11 protein-coding genes are annotated in these 15,778 nt (G+C 74.8%); 5 read left to right on the top strand and 6 right to left on the bottom strand.

The genetic code is table 11. The features are described 5' to 3' along the window. Nucleotides 1-3: 3 nt before the first annotated feature. Genes ACL02U_RS20850 through ACL02U_RS20840 form a run of 3 tightly spaced genes read right to left on the bottom strand, consistent with a single transcriptional unit; the run spans nucleotide 4 to nucleotide 4,609 of the window. Entirely contained in the window at nucleotides 4-945 is a 942-nt protein-coding gene (locus ACL02U_RS20850; RefSeq protein WP_412792386.1) for a hydroxymethylglutaryl-CoA lyase, read from the bottom strand. Continuing rightward, nucleotides 942-2,966: an acetyl/propionyl/methylcrotonyl-CoA carboxylase subunit alpha gene (locus tag ACL02U_RS20845; RefSeq protein WP_412792385.1), complete on the bottom strand. Its 2,025-nt coding sequence runs from the start codon at nucleotides 2,964-2,966 to the stop codon at nucleotides 942-944. Before ACL02U_RS20845 ends, ACL02U_RS20850 begins: the two co-directional genes overlap by 4 nt. An 11-nt stretch (nucleotides 2,967-2,977) precedes the next feature. Further along, a complete protein-coding gene (locus tag ACL02U_RS20840; RefSeq protein WP_412792384.1) occupies nucleotides 2,978-4,609 on the bottom strand; it encodes a carboxyl transferase domain-containing protein in 1,632 nt (543 codons plus the stop codon). Nucleotides 4,610-4,706: 97 nt separating this feature from the next. Between ACL02U_RS20840 and ACL02U_RS20835 the strand changes: the two genes are divergently transcribed. The 3 genes from ACL02U_RS20835 (at nucleotide 4,707) to ACL02U_RS20825 (ending at nucleotide 7,586) form a co-directional block, all read left to right on the top strand. After that, nucleotides 4,707-5,321 (top strand): TetR/AcrR family transcriptional regulator, encoded by a 615-nt coding sequence (locus tag ACL02U_RS20835; RefSeq protein WP_412792383.1) that lies wholly within the window; start codon nucleotides 4,707-4,709, stop codon nucleotides 5,319-5,321. A gap of 196 nt (nucleotides 5,322-5,517) precedes the next feature. After that, nucleotides 5,518-6,675, top strand: coding sequence for an acyl-CoA dehydrogenase family protein (locus ACL02U_RS20830; RefSeq protein ID WP_412792382.1), 1,158 nt, complete (start codon nucleotides 5,518-5,520; stop codon nucleotides 6,673-6,675). A gap of 35 nt (nucleotides 6,676-6,710) precedes the next feature. Next, the gene (locus tag ACL02U_RS20825; protein WP_412792381.1) at nucleotides 6,711-7,586 is read left to right on the top strand and encodes an acyl-CoA thioesterase; all 876 of its coding nucleotides are present in this window, start codon (nucleotides 6,711-6,713) and stop codon (nucleotides 7,584-7,586) included. A 217-nt stretch (nucleotides 7,587-7,803) separates the two neighbouring features. On the opposite strand, the gene ACL02U_RS20820 is transcribed toward ACL02U_RS20825, so the two are convergent. Continuing rightward, nucleotides 7,804-8,598, bottom strand: coding sequence for a phosphatase (locus ACL02U_RS20820; protein WP_412792380.1), 795 nt, complete (start codon nucleotides 8,596-8,598; stop codon nucleotides 7,804-7,806). 91 nt (nucleotides 8,599-8,689) lie between these two features. Next, nucleotides 8,690-10,336 carry a PucR family transcriptional regulator ligand-binding domain-containing protein gene (locus ACL02U_RS20815; protein WP_412792379.1) on the bottom strand — a complete coding sequence of 549 codons (1,647 nt, stop codon included), beginning with the start codon at nucleotides 10,334-10,336 and terminating at the stop codon, nucleotides 8,690-8,692. Between the two features lie 258 nt (nucleotides 10,337-10,594). Here ACL02U_RS20815 and speB point away from each other — a divergent pair, with 258 nt between their 5' ends. Together speB and ACL02U_RS20805 are read left to right on the top strand one after the other, a co-directional pair. Continuing rightward, a complete protein-coding gene (gene speB, locus ACL02U_RS20810) occupies nucleotides 10,595-11,566 on the top strand; it encodes an agmatinase (protein ID WP_412792378.1) in 972 nt (323 codons plus the stop codon). Between the two features lie 5 nt (nucleotides 11,567-11,571). After that, entirely contained in the window at nucleotides 11,572-13,323 is a 1,752-nt protein-coding gene (locus ACL02U_RS20805; protein WP_412792377.1) for a thiamine pyrophosphate-binding protein, read from the top strand. Here the strand turns inward: ACL02U_RS20805 and ACL02U_RS20800 are convergent. Further along, on the bottom strand, nucleotides 13,293-15,710 hold the full coding sequence (locus ACL02U_RS20800) for a glycosyltransferase family 39 protein (protein ID WP_412792376.1): 2,418 nt from the start codon (nucleotides 15,708-15,710) through the stop codon (nucleotides 13,293-13,295). The genes ACL02U_RS20805 and ACL02U_RS20800 overlap by 31 nt on opposite strands. Nucleotides 15,711-15,778 lie beyond the last annotated feature (68 nt).

Genomic DNA, 15,778 nt, shown 5'->3' with positions numbered 1-15,778 from the left:
TGATCACTGGTCCTTGTGGGAGAGGGCGCGGACGGTACGGGACGGGCTGGGGCGGCCCAGATGTGCGGCCATCCACTCGCTGGTGGCGACGAGGCGGCCGAGGTCGACACCGGTCTCGATGCCGAGGCCGTGCAGCATCCACACGAGGTCCTCGGTGGCGAGGTTGCCGGTGGCGGACCGGGCGTACGGGCAGCCCCCCAGGCCGCCCGCCGAGGCGTCGACGGTGGTGACGCCGTGCTGGAGTGCGGCCAGGGTGTTGGCGAGCGCCTGACCGTAGGTGTCGTGGAAGTGCACGCCGAGCGCACCGGTGGGCACGCCCCGCCCGGCCAGCTCCGAGAGCAGCGCGGCCACATGGCCGGGGGTGGCCACCCCGATGGTGTCTCCGAGGCTCAGCTCGTCGCACCCCATGTCCAGCAGCGCCCGGCAGACCCGGACGACCTGCGCGAGGGGGACGGCGCCCTCCCAGGGGTCGCCGAAGCACATCGACAGGTAGCCGCGCACATGGCCCCCCTCGGCCTTCGCCCGGGCCACCACCGGCTCGAACATGGCGAGCGCCTCGTCGACCGTGCGGTTCAGGTTGGCCTTGGCGAAGGACTCGGTGGCGCTGGCGAAGACGGCGACGCGCCGGGCGCCCAGTGCGAGCGCGCGGTCCAGGCCGCGTTCGTTGGGGACCAGTACCGGAAGGTCGGCGGGCAGGTCGGCGATGAGCGGGAACAGCTCCTCGGCGTCGGCGAGCTGGGGAACCCAGCGGGGGTGCACGAAGCTGGTCGCCTCGATCGTGGTCAGTCCCGCGCCGGCGAGGCGGCGGACGAACTCCGCCTTCACCGCCGTCGGTACCGTCGCCTGCTCGTTCTGCAGGCCGTCGCGTGCGCCCACCTCGTGGATCCGGACCCGTGCGGGCAGGCCCTCGGCGGGCACCTTCATCGGCAGTCCGGGGACGGTCATGCGGTCGCCTCCTCGTGCGGTGCGATCACGGCGAGCACCTGGTCCATGGCGACCGCGGTGCCGGGCGAGACGTCCAGCCCGGTGACGGTGCCGGCGTGCGGGGCGGCGATGACGTGCTCCATCTTCATCGCCTCCACGACCAGCAGGCTCTGCCCGGCGGCCACCTCGTCGCCGACGGCGACCTTCACCACCGTCACCGTGCCCGGCATCGGCGCGGTCAGCGAGTCGGCGCCGGCGTGCGCGGCGCGGGTGAGGGAGGCCGCGACCGGGTCGTGGTCGCGCACCTGCCAGGCGTCGCCGTCCCGGCCGAGCCAGGTGCCGTCCGGCAGGACGGCGAAGGCGTGGCGGACGCCGTCGAGCTGGAACGCGAACCGGTCCCCGGCACCCGGTCCGGGCAGTACCGTCCCCGCCACCGGAAGGGCGGTGTCCGCGCCGTCCGGGAGGAGTTCGGTGCCCCCGCCGGCCGTGGAGCGCACCCGCACGGTCACCGGGTCGTGGCCGGGCACCCGCAGGTGGTACGGGGTCCAGGCGGGCTCGCCGCCCAGCCGCCAGCCGTCCGCGGCGGAGAACGGGTCGGCCCAGCCGTCGGCCGCACCGCCGGCGAGGGCCGCGTGGCGCAGCAGCGCCGCCGCCGCGTACACCTCCGGTGGCACCTGCCCCGCGACCAGGCCGTCCACCTCCCGCTCGACCAGTCCGGTGTCCAACTCCCCCCGGACGACGGCCGGATGGGCCAGCAGCCGGCGCAGGAACCCGGCGTTGGTCTGCACGCCCAGCGTCACGGTGTCCGCGAGGGCCGACCGCAGCCGGCGCAGCGCCGTCGCCCGGTCCGGGCCGTAGCCGATGACCTTCGCCAGCATCGGGTCGTACAGGCTGCCCACCTCGCCGCCCTCGGTGAGGCCGGAGTCGGTGCGCACGCCCTCGCCGGCCGGTTCGCGCAGCTTCAGGGCCGTGCCGCCGGACGGCAGGAAGCCGCGGGCCGGGTCCTCGGCGCAGAGGCGGGCCTCCACGGCGTGCCCGGTGATCCGCACGTCGTCCTGCCCGAACCCCAGCCGCTCGCCGGCCGCCACCCGCAGCTGCCACTCCACCAGGTCCAGGGCGCCGCCGGCCGGGTCGACGGAGACGGCCAGTTCGGTCACCGGGTGCTCGACCTGGAGCCGGGTGTTCATCTCCATGAAGTAGTACTGGGAGGGGTCGGTGCCCGGCACGATGAACTCCACCGTGCCCGCGCCCCGGTAGCCGCAGGAGCGGGCCGCCTGCACGGCCGCCTCGCCCATCGCCGCGCGCGTCGCCTCGTCCAGCAGCACGCTGGGCGCCTCCTCGACGATCTTCTGGTGCCGCCGCTGCAGGGAGCACTCGCGCTCGCCCAGGTGCACGACCTTGCCGTGGCCGTCGGCGAGGACCTGGATCTCGATGTGCCGGGGCCGGTCGATCCACCGCTCGACGAGCAGCGTGTCGTCGCCGAAGGAGGCACGCGCCTCGCGTCGCGCGGCGGCGATCTCGTCCTCGAGGGTGCTCATGTCCCGCACCAGGCGCATGCCCTTGCCGCCGCCGCCCGCCGAGGGCTTGAGCAGCACGGGCGCCCCCAGGTCGCGGGCCGCCTCGGCGAGTTCCGGGTCGCGTCCGCCGGGCACGACGGGGACACCGGCGGCGCGCACCGTCTCCTTGGCGCGGATCTTGTCGCCCATCAGCGCGATCGCGTCGGCGGGCGGCCCGACGAAGACCAGCCCGGCCTCCTCGCAGGCGCGGGCGAAGCCGGCGTTCTCGGCGAGGAAGCCGTACCCCGGGTGGACGGCCTGCGCGCCGCCGCGGGCGGCGGCGTCCAGCAGGCGCTCGACGGAGAGATAGCTGTCCGCCGCCGGCGGCGGGCCGATCCGAACCGCGGTGTCGGCCTCCCGGACGTGCCGGGCGCCGGCGTCCGCGTCGGAGAAGACGGCCACCGAGCGGACGCCCATCGACCGCAGCGTGCGGATGACGCGGACGGCGATCTCGCCCCGGTTGGCCACCAGGACCGTGTCGAACATGGACACTCCCCTCACATCCGGAAGACGCCGAACTGGGGCGCCGTGTAGTCCTTCTGGGCAAGCGGCGCGTTGGCGCAGGCGGTCAGCGCCAGCCCCAGCACCCGGCGGGTCTCCAACGGGTCGATGACCCCGTCGTCCCACAGGCGGGCGGTGGCGTAGTAGGCGTTGCCCTGGTGCTCGTACTGGGCGCGGATCGGCGCCTTGAACGCCTCCTCCTCCTCGGCCGGCCAGGACTCCCCGCGCGCCTGGAGCTGGTCCCGCTTGACGGTGGCGAGGACGGAGGCGGCCTGCTCACCGCCCATCACGGAGATCTTGGCGCCCGGCCACATCCACAGGAAGCGGGGCGAGTAGGCCCGCCCGCACATGGAGTAGTTGCCCGCGCCGTACGATCCGCCGACCACCACGGTCAGCTTCGGCACGCGGGTGCAGGCGACCGCCGTGACCATCTTGGCGCCGTGCTTGGCGATGCCGCCCGCCTCGTAGTCCCGGCCGACCATGAATCCGGAGATGTTCTGCAGGAACACCAGCGGGATGCCGCGCTGGTCGCACAGCTCGATGAAGTGGGCGCCCTTCTGGGCGGACTCGGAGAACAGGATGCCGTTGTTGGCGACGATCCCGACCGGGTGGCCCATGATCCGGGCGAAGCCGGTGACCAGGGTCTGGCCGTACTCCGACTTGAACTCCGCGAAGCGGGATCCGTCGACGACGCGGGCGATGATCTCGCGCACGTCGTAGGGGGTGCGGGAGTCGACCGGCACGGCGCCGTACAGGCCCAGGGGGTCGGCCTTCGGCTCCACGGCCGGCTCCACCTTCCAGGGCAGCGGGCCGCGGGCGGGGAGCGTGGAGACGATGGTGCGCACGATGCGCAGGGCGTGCGCGTCGTCCTCGGCGAGGTGGTCGGTCACCCCGGAGACCCGGGAGTGCACCTCGCCGCCGCCCAGCTCCTCCGCGGTGACGACCTCGCCGGTGGCGGCCTTCACCAGCGGCGGACCGCCGAGGAAGATGGTGCCCTGGTTGCGGACGATGACCGCCTCGTCGCTCATGGCCGGGACGTACGCCCCGCCGGCCGTGCACGAACCGAGCACCGCGGCGATCTGCGGGATCCCCGCGCCGGACATCCTGGCCTGGTTGTAGAAGATCCGGCCGAAGTGCTCGCGGTCGGGGAAGACCTCGTCCTGCATCGGCAGGAAGGCGCCGCCGGAGTCCACCAGGTACAGGCAGGGCAGCCGGTTCTCCAGCGCCACCTCCTGCGCGCGCAGGTGCTTCTTCACCGTCATCGGGTAGTACGTGCCGCCCTTGACGGTGGCGTCGTTGGCGACGATCACGCACTCGCGTCCGCTGACCCGGCCGATCCCGGCGATCACGCCGGCCGCCGGGGCCTGCCCGTCGTACATCTCCTCGGCGGCGAGCGGGGCGAGCTCCAGGAACGGCGAACCGGGGTCGAGCAGCATGTCCACCCGCTCCCGCGGCAGCAGCTTGCCCCGCGCGGTGTGCCGCGCCCGCGCCTTCTCGCCCCCGCCGAGGCGCGCCCGCCCCAGCCTGGCGTGCAGTTCCCCGACGAGGGCGCGGTGCGCCTCCTCGTTGGCCTGCCAGGCCGCCGACGCGGGATCCGCCGCGCTCGTCAGCTCCGGTGCCTCGTGCATCCTGAGGTCCCCTCACCCAGCGATCGTGTCTGTTAATGAGCGTTAACCGTTTCCGTCAGGTTAACGACCGCTAACCTCATTGTCTAGAATCACTTGCATGGCCACCAGAACCGACGCCCCCACCCGCCGCGAGCAGATCCTCAAGGAGGCCGCCCGGCTCTTCGCCGCGCGCGGCTTCCACGGTGTGGGCGTCGACGAGATAGGCGCCGCCGTCGGGATCAGCGGACCGGGGCTGTACCGGCACTTCGCCGGCAAGGACGCGATGCTCGCCGAGCTGCTGGTCGGCATCAGCGGGCAGCTCCTGACCGGCGCCAGGCGGCGGCTGGCGGAGGCCGACGGGCGGTCCGCCGGGCAGGTGCTGGACGCGCTCATCGAGGGGCACATCGACTTCGCCCTCGACGACCGCCCGCTCATCACCCTGCACGACCGCGAGCTGGACCGGTTGCGGGACACCGACCGCAAGCTGGTGCGGCAGCTCCAGCGGCAGTACGTCGAGCTGTGGGTGGGTGTCGTCCGCGAGCTGTACCCGGCGCTGGCCGAGGCGGCCGCCCGGTCGGCGGTCCACTCGGTCTTCGGCCTGCTGAACTCCACCCCGCACCTCGGCCGGGGCGGGACGCTGCCGGGGCGCGGGGCCACGGCGGAGCTGCTGCACCGGATGGCGCGGGGGGCGTTCGCGGCGGCGGGGTCGGCCGGAGAGCCGGCCGAGGGGTGAGGCGGGGCGTCCGGGGCCGTCACCGGCGGTGCGGACCTGCGGCGGCGCGGGGCGGCGTGGGCCCGCGGTCGGTCCGGGCCGGCGGTCGGTCCGGGCGGGTGGTGCAACTCACCCTGGACGGGTGAGCGTACTCGCCGGTATCTTCGAGTCTGAGCAAGCGCTTAGACAGGCCGACCGAAGACGTGGAGGTGCCGCCGTGCGCCGTACGGTGTTCAACGAGGATCACGAGGCGTTCCGGGAGACCCTTCGCGCCTTCATCGAGGCCGAGGTCGTCCCGGTCTACGACGAGTGGTTCGCAGCCGGCCAGGCGCCGCGCGACTTCTACTACAAGCTCGGCGAGCTGGGCCTCTTCGGCATCAACGTGCCCGAGGAGTTCGGCGGCGCGGGCATGGACAGCCACAAGTTCGAGGCCGTCCTGTACGAGGAGACCGCACGCGCGGGCGTCCAGTTCGGCGGCTCCGGCGTGCACGTGCTGCTCGCCCTGCCGTACATCAGGATGCTGGCCACCGACGAGCAGAAGAAGCGCTACCTGCCGAAGTTCGTCACCGGCGAGGAGATGTGGGCCATCGCGATGACGGAGCCGGGCACCGGATCCGACCTCGCCGGCATGAAGACCACCGCCAAGCTCTCCGAGGACGGCTCGCACTACGTCCTCAACGGCGCCAAGACCTTCATCACCGGCGGCGTCCACGCCGACCGGGTCATCGTCTGCGCCCGCACCGCCGCCCCGACCGCCGAGGACCGCCGCCACGGCATCTCGCTGTTCGCGGTGGACACCGAGTCCGAGGGCTACTCGGTCGGCCGCAAGCTGGACAAGCTGGGCCTGCGCACCTCCGACACCGCGGAGCTGGCCTTCGTCGACGTCAAGGTGCCCGCCGAGGACCTGCTCGGCGAGGAGAACAAGGGCTTCTCCTACCTCGGCCACAACCTGGCCTCCGAGCGCTGGGGCATCGCCTTCGGCGCCTACGCGCAGGCCAAGGCCGCCGTCCGGTTCGCCAAGCAGTACGTGCAGGAGCGCACCGTCTTCGGCAAGCCGGTCGCCCACTTCCAGAACACCAAGTTCGAACTGGCCGCCTGCCAGGCCGAGGTGGACGCCGCCGAGGCCGTCGCCGACCGTGCGACGGAGGCACTGGACGCCGGGGAGCTGACCCCCGCCGAGGCCGCCTCCGCCAAGCTGTTCTGCACCGAGGTCGCGCACCGGGTCATCGACCGGTGCCTCCAGCTCCACGGCGGCTACGGGTACATGAACGAGTACCCGATCGCCCGCCTGTACGCCGACAACCGCGTCAACCGCATCTACGGCGGCACCAGCGAGATCATGAAGACGATCATCGCCAAGGACATGGGGCTGTGAGGGCCCCGGAAAAGCCTGCACGGTACAACTGACGTATGAGTCAGGCACTCCAGTCCCTGCTCGATCTGCTCGACCTGGAGCGGATCGAGCAGGACATCTTCCGCGGCCGGTCCCGCTCCGCCGTCGTCCCCCGCGTCTTCGGCGGGCAGGTCGCGGCGCAGGCGCTGGTCGCCGCCGGGCGGACGGTCCCCGCGGACCGGCACGCCCACTCCCTGCACGCCTACTTCCTGCGGCCGGGCGATCCGGGCGCGCCCATCGTCTACAACGTGGACCGCATCCGCGACGGCCGCTCCTTCACCACCCGCCGCGTGGTCGCCGTCCAGCACGGGCAGTCGATCTTCCACCTGTCGGCGTCCTTCCAGACGCCCGAGGAGGGGCTCGACCACCAGGCCCCGATGCCGCCCGCGCCCGACCCGGCCACCCTGCCGACCTCCGAGGAGCGGCTGCGCGGCTACCCCCACCTGCCCTCCGAGGTCGTGGAGCGGTTCGTGGAGGCCCGCGCCGCGGTCGATCTGCGCTACGTCGACGAGCCGCCGTTCGGCCGCTTCGGCGAGCCCCGCGAGCCGCACTCCCAGGTGTGGTTCCGCACCAACGGCAAGCTCGACGCGGCGGTCGACGAGCCGCTGCTGCACGTCGTGCTGGCCACCTACGTCTCCGACATGACGCTGCTGGACTCCGTGCTGCTCGCGCACGGCCGGGGCGGCTGGGCCGTCGGCGACGTGGTCGGCGCCTCCCTCGACCACGCCATGTGGTTCCACCGGCCGTTCCGCGCCGACGAGTGGCTGCTGTACGACCAGGAGTCCCCCTCGGCGCACGGCGGCCGCGGCCTCGGCCAGGCCCGCATCTACACCCAGGACGGGCGCCTGGCCATCTCGGTCATCCAGGAGGGCCTGGTCCGCGTCCCGCGCTGAACCCGCGCCCCCGGTGCGGGACTGCCCGCCCGGTGCGGGACTGCCCGCCCGGGGGTGGGCCGCGCCCGCGCTGCGGGGCCGTCCGCGTCCTGCGAGCGGTCGCGCCCCCGCCGCGGGACCACTCCGCTTCCCGCGGTGGGCCGCGCCCCGGTGCGGCCTCCGGTACGCCCCGGACACCGCCCGGGGCTCCGGCCCGACCGCCCGGGGCGGTGTCGCGCTACGCCTGCGCCAGGCCCGCCTCGGACAGCAGGTAGGCGGTCATCGGGTCGTAGTGGCGGGGGCTGGTCACGTGGTCGTCCAGCGGCACCGCCACCTGGAGGGTGCCCTCCGACTCGGCGAGGAACAGCGCCGGGTCGTTGCAGTCGGCGTAGCCCGCGGAGTCGACGCCGTGCTGTGCCGCGTACCCCGCCCAGCCGTGGTCGGCGACGACGAGGTCGGGCAGCGGGCGGCCGGCCTGCTCCAGGGCGGTGAGGATCGCCCGCATCGGCTCACCGGAGTGGGTGTGCCACAGCGAGGCGCCGTGCTCCAGCATCGCCACGTCCGCGAACTGCATCACGTAGCCCTCGTCCGTGGCCAGCCCCTCCGGGATGACCACGATCTCGCAGCCGGCCGCGCGCAGGCCGGCGGCGGTCGCCCGGTGCACGTCGAGCAGCCCGCCGGGATGCCCGGTGGCGAACAGCACCCGCTGCCGCCCGTCGGCGGCCTTGCGCAGCCGCGCCGCCAGCCGGTCCAGTGCGGCCACCGTCAGCTCCGGGTCGATGGTGTCCTGGCCGTACCGGTGCTCGGGGTCGTCGCTGACGCCGACCCGCTCCGCCATCACCGCCAGCACGTCCTGCTCGTCGTTCCAGCGGTCGCCGAGTTCCAGGCCGAGCCAGAAATTGCGGTCTCCGTTGGAGAGCTTGCGGTAGTGGGAGAGGTTGTTCTCCCGCGGGGTGGCCACGTCCCCCGCGATGCGGGTGCTGACGAGGTGGTCGAGGAGCTCGGCGCGGCTGGGTGTCCCGGGTATCGGCATGCGTCCCATTGTGAGGCAGCGGCAGGCGCCGCCACCCGGTGTCCCGGCCGCTGGGACGCGGCTCACTCGGCCGGCCGCGCCCCCTTGCGCATCACAGCCGCCGCAGCGCGAACCACAACTCCATCCGGACGTCCGGATCGTCCAGATCCGCCTCCAGCAGCGCCGCGCAGCGGCCGATGCGCTGCCGCACGGTGTTGCGGTGCACGGACAGCGCCACCGAGGTCCGGTCCCAGCTCCCGTGCAGCGACAGCCAGGCGCGCAGGGTCTCCGCCAGCACGGCCGGGAGCGGCGCCAGCAGGGCGCGGGCGTGCGCGGCGGCCTCCTCCGGCGGCAGCAGGTCGGCGAGCGGGCCGGGCCTGCCGTCGTCCCGCACCAGCGTGGAACGCACGGCCCGGGCACGGGCCAGGGCGCGTGCCGCCCGGGCGTCCGCGGCCGGCAGGTCGGCCGGCGTCGCGGCGGCGCCGACGCCGAGCGTCCAGCCGGGCAGCGCGGCCGGCTCCCGGCCCCCGGGCACCAGCACCCGCACCACCTGCCCGGCGACGTCCACCAGCGCGGAGCCGAGCGCCGCGCCGAGCGAGGCGGCGGCCGTCGCGTCGGGCACGCCCGCGCCGTCCGCTTCCGGCCGGGCGGCGTGCACCACGGCCCACGCACCCCCGCCGAGCAGCGGCGCCACCTCCTCGGGTGCCGCCCCCAGCAGCAGCCTGACCAGGGCGGAGGCACGGGCCGCTCCGGAGCCGCCGTGGTGCTCGCCGGTGAGGAGGGTGAGCAGGACGGCGGCGACCGAGGCGATGGTGCGGTCGCCGGGCTCGCGCCCCGGAGCGGCAACCCCCAGCACGAACCCCTCGTCCGCGCCGAGCGCGTAGGCGGTCAGACGGCCGCCGTCGGAGCTGTCGGCGGCGGTGGCGGAGGCGCGCCGCGCGACCTCCCCGGCCAGCGCCGCCAGCGCCGACCGCACCCGCTCGGGCTGCTCCCGACCGGCACGGGCGAGCACGGTGCCCTCCGGGCCGTACAGCACCGCCAGGCCGCCGACCCGGTGCGCGAGCTGCCGCAGCACCGAGGCCACCGGGTCGGGCCGGGAGGCCGCGGCGGCCAGGCTCTGCTGGGCCTCGGTGACCCGGCGCAGCTCGGCGAGGCGGGCCTGCGCCATCAGCCCCCAGACCGCCCGTGCCACCCCGGAGAAGGTGGTCCGCGGCGGCACCTCGACCAGCGGCAGGCGGTGGGCCTCGCAGGCCTCGACGAGCGCGGCCGGCACGGTGTCGTGGAGGGGTGCCAGACCGAATCCGAGGGCCGCACCGCCCGCGGCGACGATCCGGGAGACGTAGCCGTCGAAGTAGTCCCCGCCGGGCTCGCGGCTGTCGGGGGCCCCGGAGTCACCTGCGTCCCCGGAGCCGCCTGCGTCCCCGGAGCCGCCCGCATGGCCTGCGTCCCCGGAGCCGCCCGCATGGCCTGCGTCCCCGGAGCCGCCCGCATGGCCAGCGTCCCCGGAGCCGCCCGCGTGCCCGGTGGTACCGGCTTCCCCGGCGGTGCCGGTGGCCTCCGGGACGTGCACGCCCGCCGTCAGCAGCAGCTCGCCGCCCAGCAGGTACGGATACGGGTCCGCCATCTCCGAGGTGTGCACCCAGTGGACGACCCGGTCCGCGCCGGACGGCCCGGCGATCTGCCGCAGGCCCAGTTCCTCGCGGGCCAGCAGCGCGGCGAGGGGGACCGAGGGAGCCGGGGGGACGGCGGGATCCGGCATGGTGTGCATTTCCTCCGGGAGGTTCTGCTCGAATGGAGGAAACGTACACTTCTCACCTGCTCTCCGGCCACCTACTGTCGGTGCCGGCCGGCGGCCCCCGGACATGTGCGGGCGCCCCCGTGCGCAGGCGCCCGAGAGAAGTATTCGGATCGGCGTTCGATTCTGCGTCCGGAGTGTTCCCGGCCCAGCGGTAGCGCCGCCCCCGTCGCTGCATGACGCTGCACGAGAGACAGAACGCAGGAAAGAAGGCATCCGACCATGACCGGCAACGAGACGCCCCGCGGCCCCGTCGACTCCTCCCGCGTCCCGCGGTACGCCGGACCCGCGACCTTCGCCCGGCTGCCCCGACTCGACGAGGTCGGCCGCGCCGACGTCGCCGTCGTCGGTGTGCCGTTCGACTCGGGCGTCTCGTACCGGCCGGGCGCCCGCTTCGGCGGCAACGCGATCCGCGAGGCGTCCCGGCTGCTGCGCCCCTACAACCCCGCCCAGGACGCCTCGCCCTTCGCCCTCGCCCAGGTCGCGGACGCCGGCGACATCGCGGTCAACCCCTTCCACATCAACGAGGCGGTCGAGACCGTCGAGGCGGCCGCGGACGACCTGCTCGGCACCGGCGCCCGGCTGATGACCCTCGGCGGCGACCACACCATCGCGCTGCCGCTGCTGCGGTCCGTCGCCAAGCGGCACGGCCCGGTCGCCCTGCTCCACTTCGACGCCCACCTCGACACCTGGGACACCTACTTCGGCGCCGAGTACACCCACGGCACCCCGTTCCGCCGGGCCGTGGAGGAGGGCGTCCTCGACACCTCGGCGCTCTCCCACGTCGGCATCCGCGGCCCGCTGTACGGCAAGCAGGACCTCACCGACGACGAGAAGATGGGCTTCGGCATCGTCACCTCGGCGGACGTCTACCGCCGCGGCGCCGACGAGGTGGCCGACCAGCTCCGCCAGCGCATCGGCGACCGCCCGCTCTACGTCTCCATCGACATCGACTGCCTGGACCCGGCGCACGCGCCCGGCACCGGCACTCCCGAGGCCGGCGGCATGACCTCGCGCGAGCTGCTGGAGATCCTGCGCGGCCTGGCGTCCTGCAACCTCGTCTCGGCGGACGTCGTCGAGGTGGCTCCCGCCTACGACCACGCGGAGATCACCTCGGTGGCGGCGTCCCACACCGCGTACGAACTGACCACCCTGATGAGCCGCCGGATCGCGGCGGACCGGAAGGACGCGTAAGCCAAGTGACCCACGAGCACGACCCGGTGCTGCGCCCGACCGAGCGGCAGGCGGCGGCCGCGCTGAACCCCCCTCCCGGCCGCAACGGCGGGGACCTGGTCGTGGAGACCCTGGCCGGGCTGGGCGCGACGACCGTCTTCGGCCTGCCCGGCCAGCACGCCCTGGGCCTGTTCGACGCGCTGCGCCGCTCGGACCTCAGGTACGTGGGCCTGCGGATGGAGAACAACGCGGGATTCGCGGCGGACGCCTACGGCAGGATCACCGGCGAGGCGGCCCCGCTGCTGCTGTCCACCGGTCCGGGCGCGCTGACCTCGCTGGCGGCGCTCCAGGAGGCCGCCGCGGCCTCCGCCCCCGTCCTGGCGGTCAGCAGCCAGGTGCCCACGGCCGGGCTGGGCGGCGGCCGCCACGGCTACCTGCACGAACTCGCCGATCAGGCGGCCTCGTTCCGGAGCGTCGTGAAGTCGGTCCACACCGTCCGCAGTCAGTCCCAGATCCCGTCGGCGATCACGGCGGCCTGGCAGTCGGCGCTGACCGCCCCGCACGGGCCGGTGTGGGTGGAGATCCCGCAGGACGTGCTGCTGGCGGAGACCTCGCTGCCGGTGGTGACGGCCGTGGACGCCACCCCGGAGACGCCCGCCCCGCGCCCCGAACTCACCGCGGTCGCCGCCGACCTGCTGTCGCGCGCCGAGCGGCCGGCGATCATCGCGGGCGGGGGAGTGGTACGGGCGGACGCCTCCGGCAAGTTGCGGCGACTGGCGGAGAAGCTCGACGCCCCCGTCGCCACCACCTTCGGCGGCAAGGGCGCCTTCCCCTGGACGCACCCGCTGTCGCTCCGGTCCTGGCTTGAGGACGGGCACACCACGGACTTCCTCGAGGACGCCGACGTCCTGCTGGTGGTCGGCTCCGGCCTCGGCGAACTGTCCTCCAACTACCACACGTTCGCGCCGCGCGGCCGGATCGTCCAGATCGAGGCGGACCTCGGCAAGCTGGAGTCCAACCACCCGGCCCTCGGTATCCACGCGGACGCCCGGCTCGCCCTCCAGGCGCTGCTGGAGACGGTGGCGGACCGCTCGGACGCCACTGCCCCGCAGCGGGTCCGGGACCTGCTGGGGCGGGTCGCCGAGCGCATCGGCGCCCAGGACCTCGCCCTGGAGCAGCGGCTGCTCGCGTCCGTGCGCGGCGCGCTCCCCGACGGCTGCCCCTCCTTCTGGGACATGACCATCCTGTCGTACTGGGCGTGGTCCGCCTTCGACCCGCGGGGCGCCAACACCATGCACTCCGCCCAGGGCGCCGGCGGCCTCGGCTACGCCTTCCCGGCGGCCCTGGGAGCCGCGGTCGCGGAGCCGGGCCGCCCGGTGCTCGCGGTGTCCGGCGACGGAGGCGCGCTGTACTCGGTGGCCGAACTGGCCACCGCCCGCCAGCACGACCTGGACGTCACCTGGCTGATCGTCGACGACGGCGGGTACGGCATCCTGCGCGAGTACATGACCGACACGTTCGGGCAGGCGACGGCCACCGATCTGATGCGGCCGGACTTCGTGGCCCTGGCCGGGTCGTTCGGGGTGCCCGCGGTGCGCACGACCCCGCAGGCCCTGGAGGACGACCTGGCCGGGGCGCTGGCGGCGCCCGGCCCCTCGGTGGTCGTCCTCCCGGCGGTGCTGCGGATGTTCGCGCCGACCCACCTCGACCGGGCTGGCCGTGCGGACCGTGCGGGCCGGCCGGGCCCTCAGCCGACGTCCGACGGGTCCAGCCGGTAGAGCGCGGACTGCCCGGACTGCCCGGACCCGCCGGTCGCGGCGTCCTCGGCGGCCGAACCGGCGCCCTCCGCCTCGGATCCGGAGCCGGAGGAGCCGGACGCGTACGCGCTCGCCTCCACCAGGGTGCCGTGCTCCTGCACCCAGGCGGTCACCTCGGCGCTGACGCTGTTCCCGCCGCGTCCGGGGCCACCGCCCATCCCGCCGCCGACCTGGACGTAGTGCAGTGAGCCCTGCTTCACCAGCGCCTTGAGCCGGTCGACCGTCATGCCCTTGTCGCTGCCGGTGAAGCCGTACATGGAGATGACGGGCCGGCGGGTGCTCAGGATGATCTGGGCGGCCTGCTGCGAGTTCGGCACGGCCAGCAGCCACTCGGCGCCGTCCTGGTGCTTCTCCAGGTAGGCGATCAGCTCGCTGCTCGCGCCTCCCGTCCCGCCGGCGCCGCGTCCGCCGGCGCCGCCCGGCTGCCCGGCGCCCCGGCCGTTGCCCGCGCCTTCGGCGCCGCCGGGAGCCGTGCCGCCGCTACCGCCGGCCTCCCCGGGAGGCGCGCCCGCGGTGCCCGTGCCGCCACCGGGAGCCGTGCCGCCGCCGGGAGACATGCCGCCACCGGGAGACATGCCCCCGCCCGCACCACCGCCCGGCAGTTCGCCACCGCCCGGCAGTTCACCACCGCCCGGCAGTTCACCACCGCCCGGCAGTTCACCGCCGCCGGGGAATCCACCCCCGTCGCCCCCCGCGGCGCCGCCCGGGAAGCCGCCCGCCCCCGCGTACCGGCCGCCCTCGGCCCCGCCCGGTCCGCCGCCCGGGAAGCCGCCCCGGCCGCCCCCCGGGCCGCCGAAGCCGCCGCCCGTGGAGGGACCCGCCGTCGGGTTGGCGCCGCCCATGCCGCCGCCGGCCGTGCCCGAGGGCACCGACCAGGCGTACGCGGCCGGACCGGCCAGCGCCGCGACGACCGCCGCCGCGACCGAGGCCGCCAGCAGCCGCACCCGGCGACCCGAGCGGAACACCAGCAGCCCGGTGATCGCCAGCGCCATGGCCACCCCGATCGCCGGCCACAGCCAGGCGTTCCAGCCGGAGGCCCGGCGCAGCAGCACGATCGACCACAGCGCCGTCACCGCCAGCCCGGCCGGCAGCACCCACGCCCACCGCCGGTCCGTGCGGAACGCCCGCAGCAGCATCGTCCCGCCGCCCGCGCACAGCGCCGCGATCCCGGGGGCGAGCGCGGTGGTGTAGTACGGGTGCATGACGCCCTCGGCCAGGCTGAACACCAGGTAGTGCAGGACGGTCCAGCCGCCCCACAGCAGCAGCGCGGCACGGGCCGGGTCGGTGCGCGGCGCCCGGCCGCGCAGCACCAGCCCGCCGACGCAGGCGAGGGCCGCGAAGGGGATCAGCCAGGAGATCTGTCCGCCGAGGATGTCGTTGAACAGCCGGCCCAGGCCCGCGCTCCCCGAGAAGCCTCCGCCGCCTCCGCCGCCCCCGCCGCCGTTGCCCTCACCGCCGAGGACCCGGCCCAGCCCGTTGTAGCCCAGGATGAGGTCCCAGGCGGTGCCGTCCGTGGAGCCGCCGATGTACGGCCGCTCGGAGGCCGGGACCAGGGACACCGCCGCGGCCCACCAGAAGCTGGACACCGCCAGGGCCGCTCCCGCGACCAGCAGGTTCACGAGCCGCCTGGCGAGCGCCGGCCGCGCCGTGCACAGGTACACCGCGAAGACGGCCGGCAGCGCGATCCACGCCTGGAGCATCTTCGTGTTGAAGGCCAGCCCGAAGCAGACCGCCGAGCCCACCAGCGGCAGCAGCCCGCCGTTGCGGGCGGCCCGCAGCGCGAGCGCCGCCCCGCCCACCATCAGCAGCAACAGCAGCGTGTCGGGGTTGTTGTCCCGGTCGATGGCCACCGTGATCGGCGTCAGCGCCAGTACCAGCGCCGCGACGGCCGCGGCGCCGTGCCCCCACACCCGCTTCACCGAGGCGTGCAGGATCCAGATCGTGGCCAGTGCCGCCAGGACCGTCGGCAGCATCATCTGCCAGGTGCCGAAGCCGAGGACCCGGCAGGACAGTCCCATGACCATCAGCGCCAGCGGCGGTTTGTCGACGGTGAGGAAGTTGCCCGCGTCCAGCGAGCCGAAGAACCACGCCTTCCAGCTCTGGGTGCCGCTGAACACCGCGGAGCTGTAGAAGCTGTTCAGCCCGGTATCGGACAGGTTCCAGGAGTACAGCACGGCCGCCAGGGCCAGGATCGCGAGCAGCGCGGGCAGGGACCAGCGCGGGGCCCGGCCCGCGGCCCCGGCGGGCGTGCCCGGCGGCCGGTCGGGCGACAGGGGGGATCCGGCGGACCCGGTCCCGTCGGTGGACGCGCGGTCCGCGGGCGGAGGGGAATCGGTGGCTGAGGTCACCCGCGCATCGTGTACGGCCGGCGTGGGCGCGCGCTGTGCCGTACCTGGCCGCCCGCTGTGAACCTCCG

The organism is Streptomyces sp. MS06 (assembly GCF_047200655.1).
GTDB lineage: Bacteria > Actinomycetota > Actinomycetes > Streptomycetales > Streptomycetaceae > Streptomyces.
This window is presented reverse-complemented; position numbering and strand designations above follow the sequence as displayed.

What these genes read in the sequence shown, in the direction of transcription:
- ACL02U_RS20850 (WP_412792386.1), bottom strand. Translation starts at nt 945, where the DNA reads ATGACCGTCCCCGGACTGCCGATGAAGGTGCCCGCCGAGGGCCTGCCC.
- ACL02U_RS20845 (WP_412792385.1), bottom strand. Translation starts at nt 2,966, where the DNA reads ATGTTCGACACGGTCCTGGTGGCCAACCGGGGCGAGATCGCCGTCCGC.
- ACL02U_RS20840 (WP_412792384.1), bottom strand. Translation starts at nt 4,609, where the DNA reads ATGCACGAGGCACCGGAGCTGACGAGCGCGGCGGATCCCGCGTCGGCG.
- ACL02U_RS20835 (WP_412792383.1), top strand. Translation starts at nt 4,707, where the DNA reads ATGGCCACCAGAACCGACGCCCCCACCCGCCGCGAGCAGATCCTCAAG.
- ACL02U_RS20825 (WP_412792381.1), top strand. Translation starts at nt 6,711, where the DNA reads ATGAGTCAGGCACTCCAGTCCCTGCTCGATCTGCTCGACCTGGAGCGG.
- ACL02U_RS20820 (WP_412792380.1), bottom strand. Translation starts at nt 8,598, where the DNA reads ATGCCGATACCCGGGACACCCAGCCGCGCCGAGCTCCTCGACCACCTC.
- ACL02U_RS20815 (WP_412792379.1), bottom strand. Translation starts at nt 10,336, where the DNA reads ATGCCGGATCCCGCCGTCCCCCCGGCTCCCTCGGTCCCCCTCGCCGCG.
- speB (WP_412792378.1), top strand. Translation starts at nt 10,595, where the DNA reads ATGACCGGCAACGAGACGCCCCGCGGCCCCGTCGACTCCTCCCGCGTC.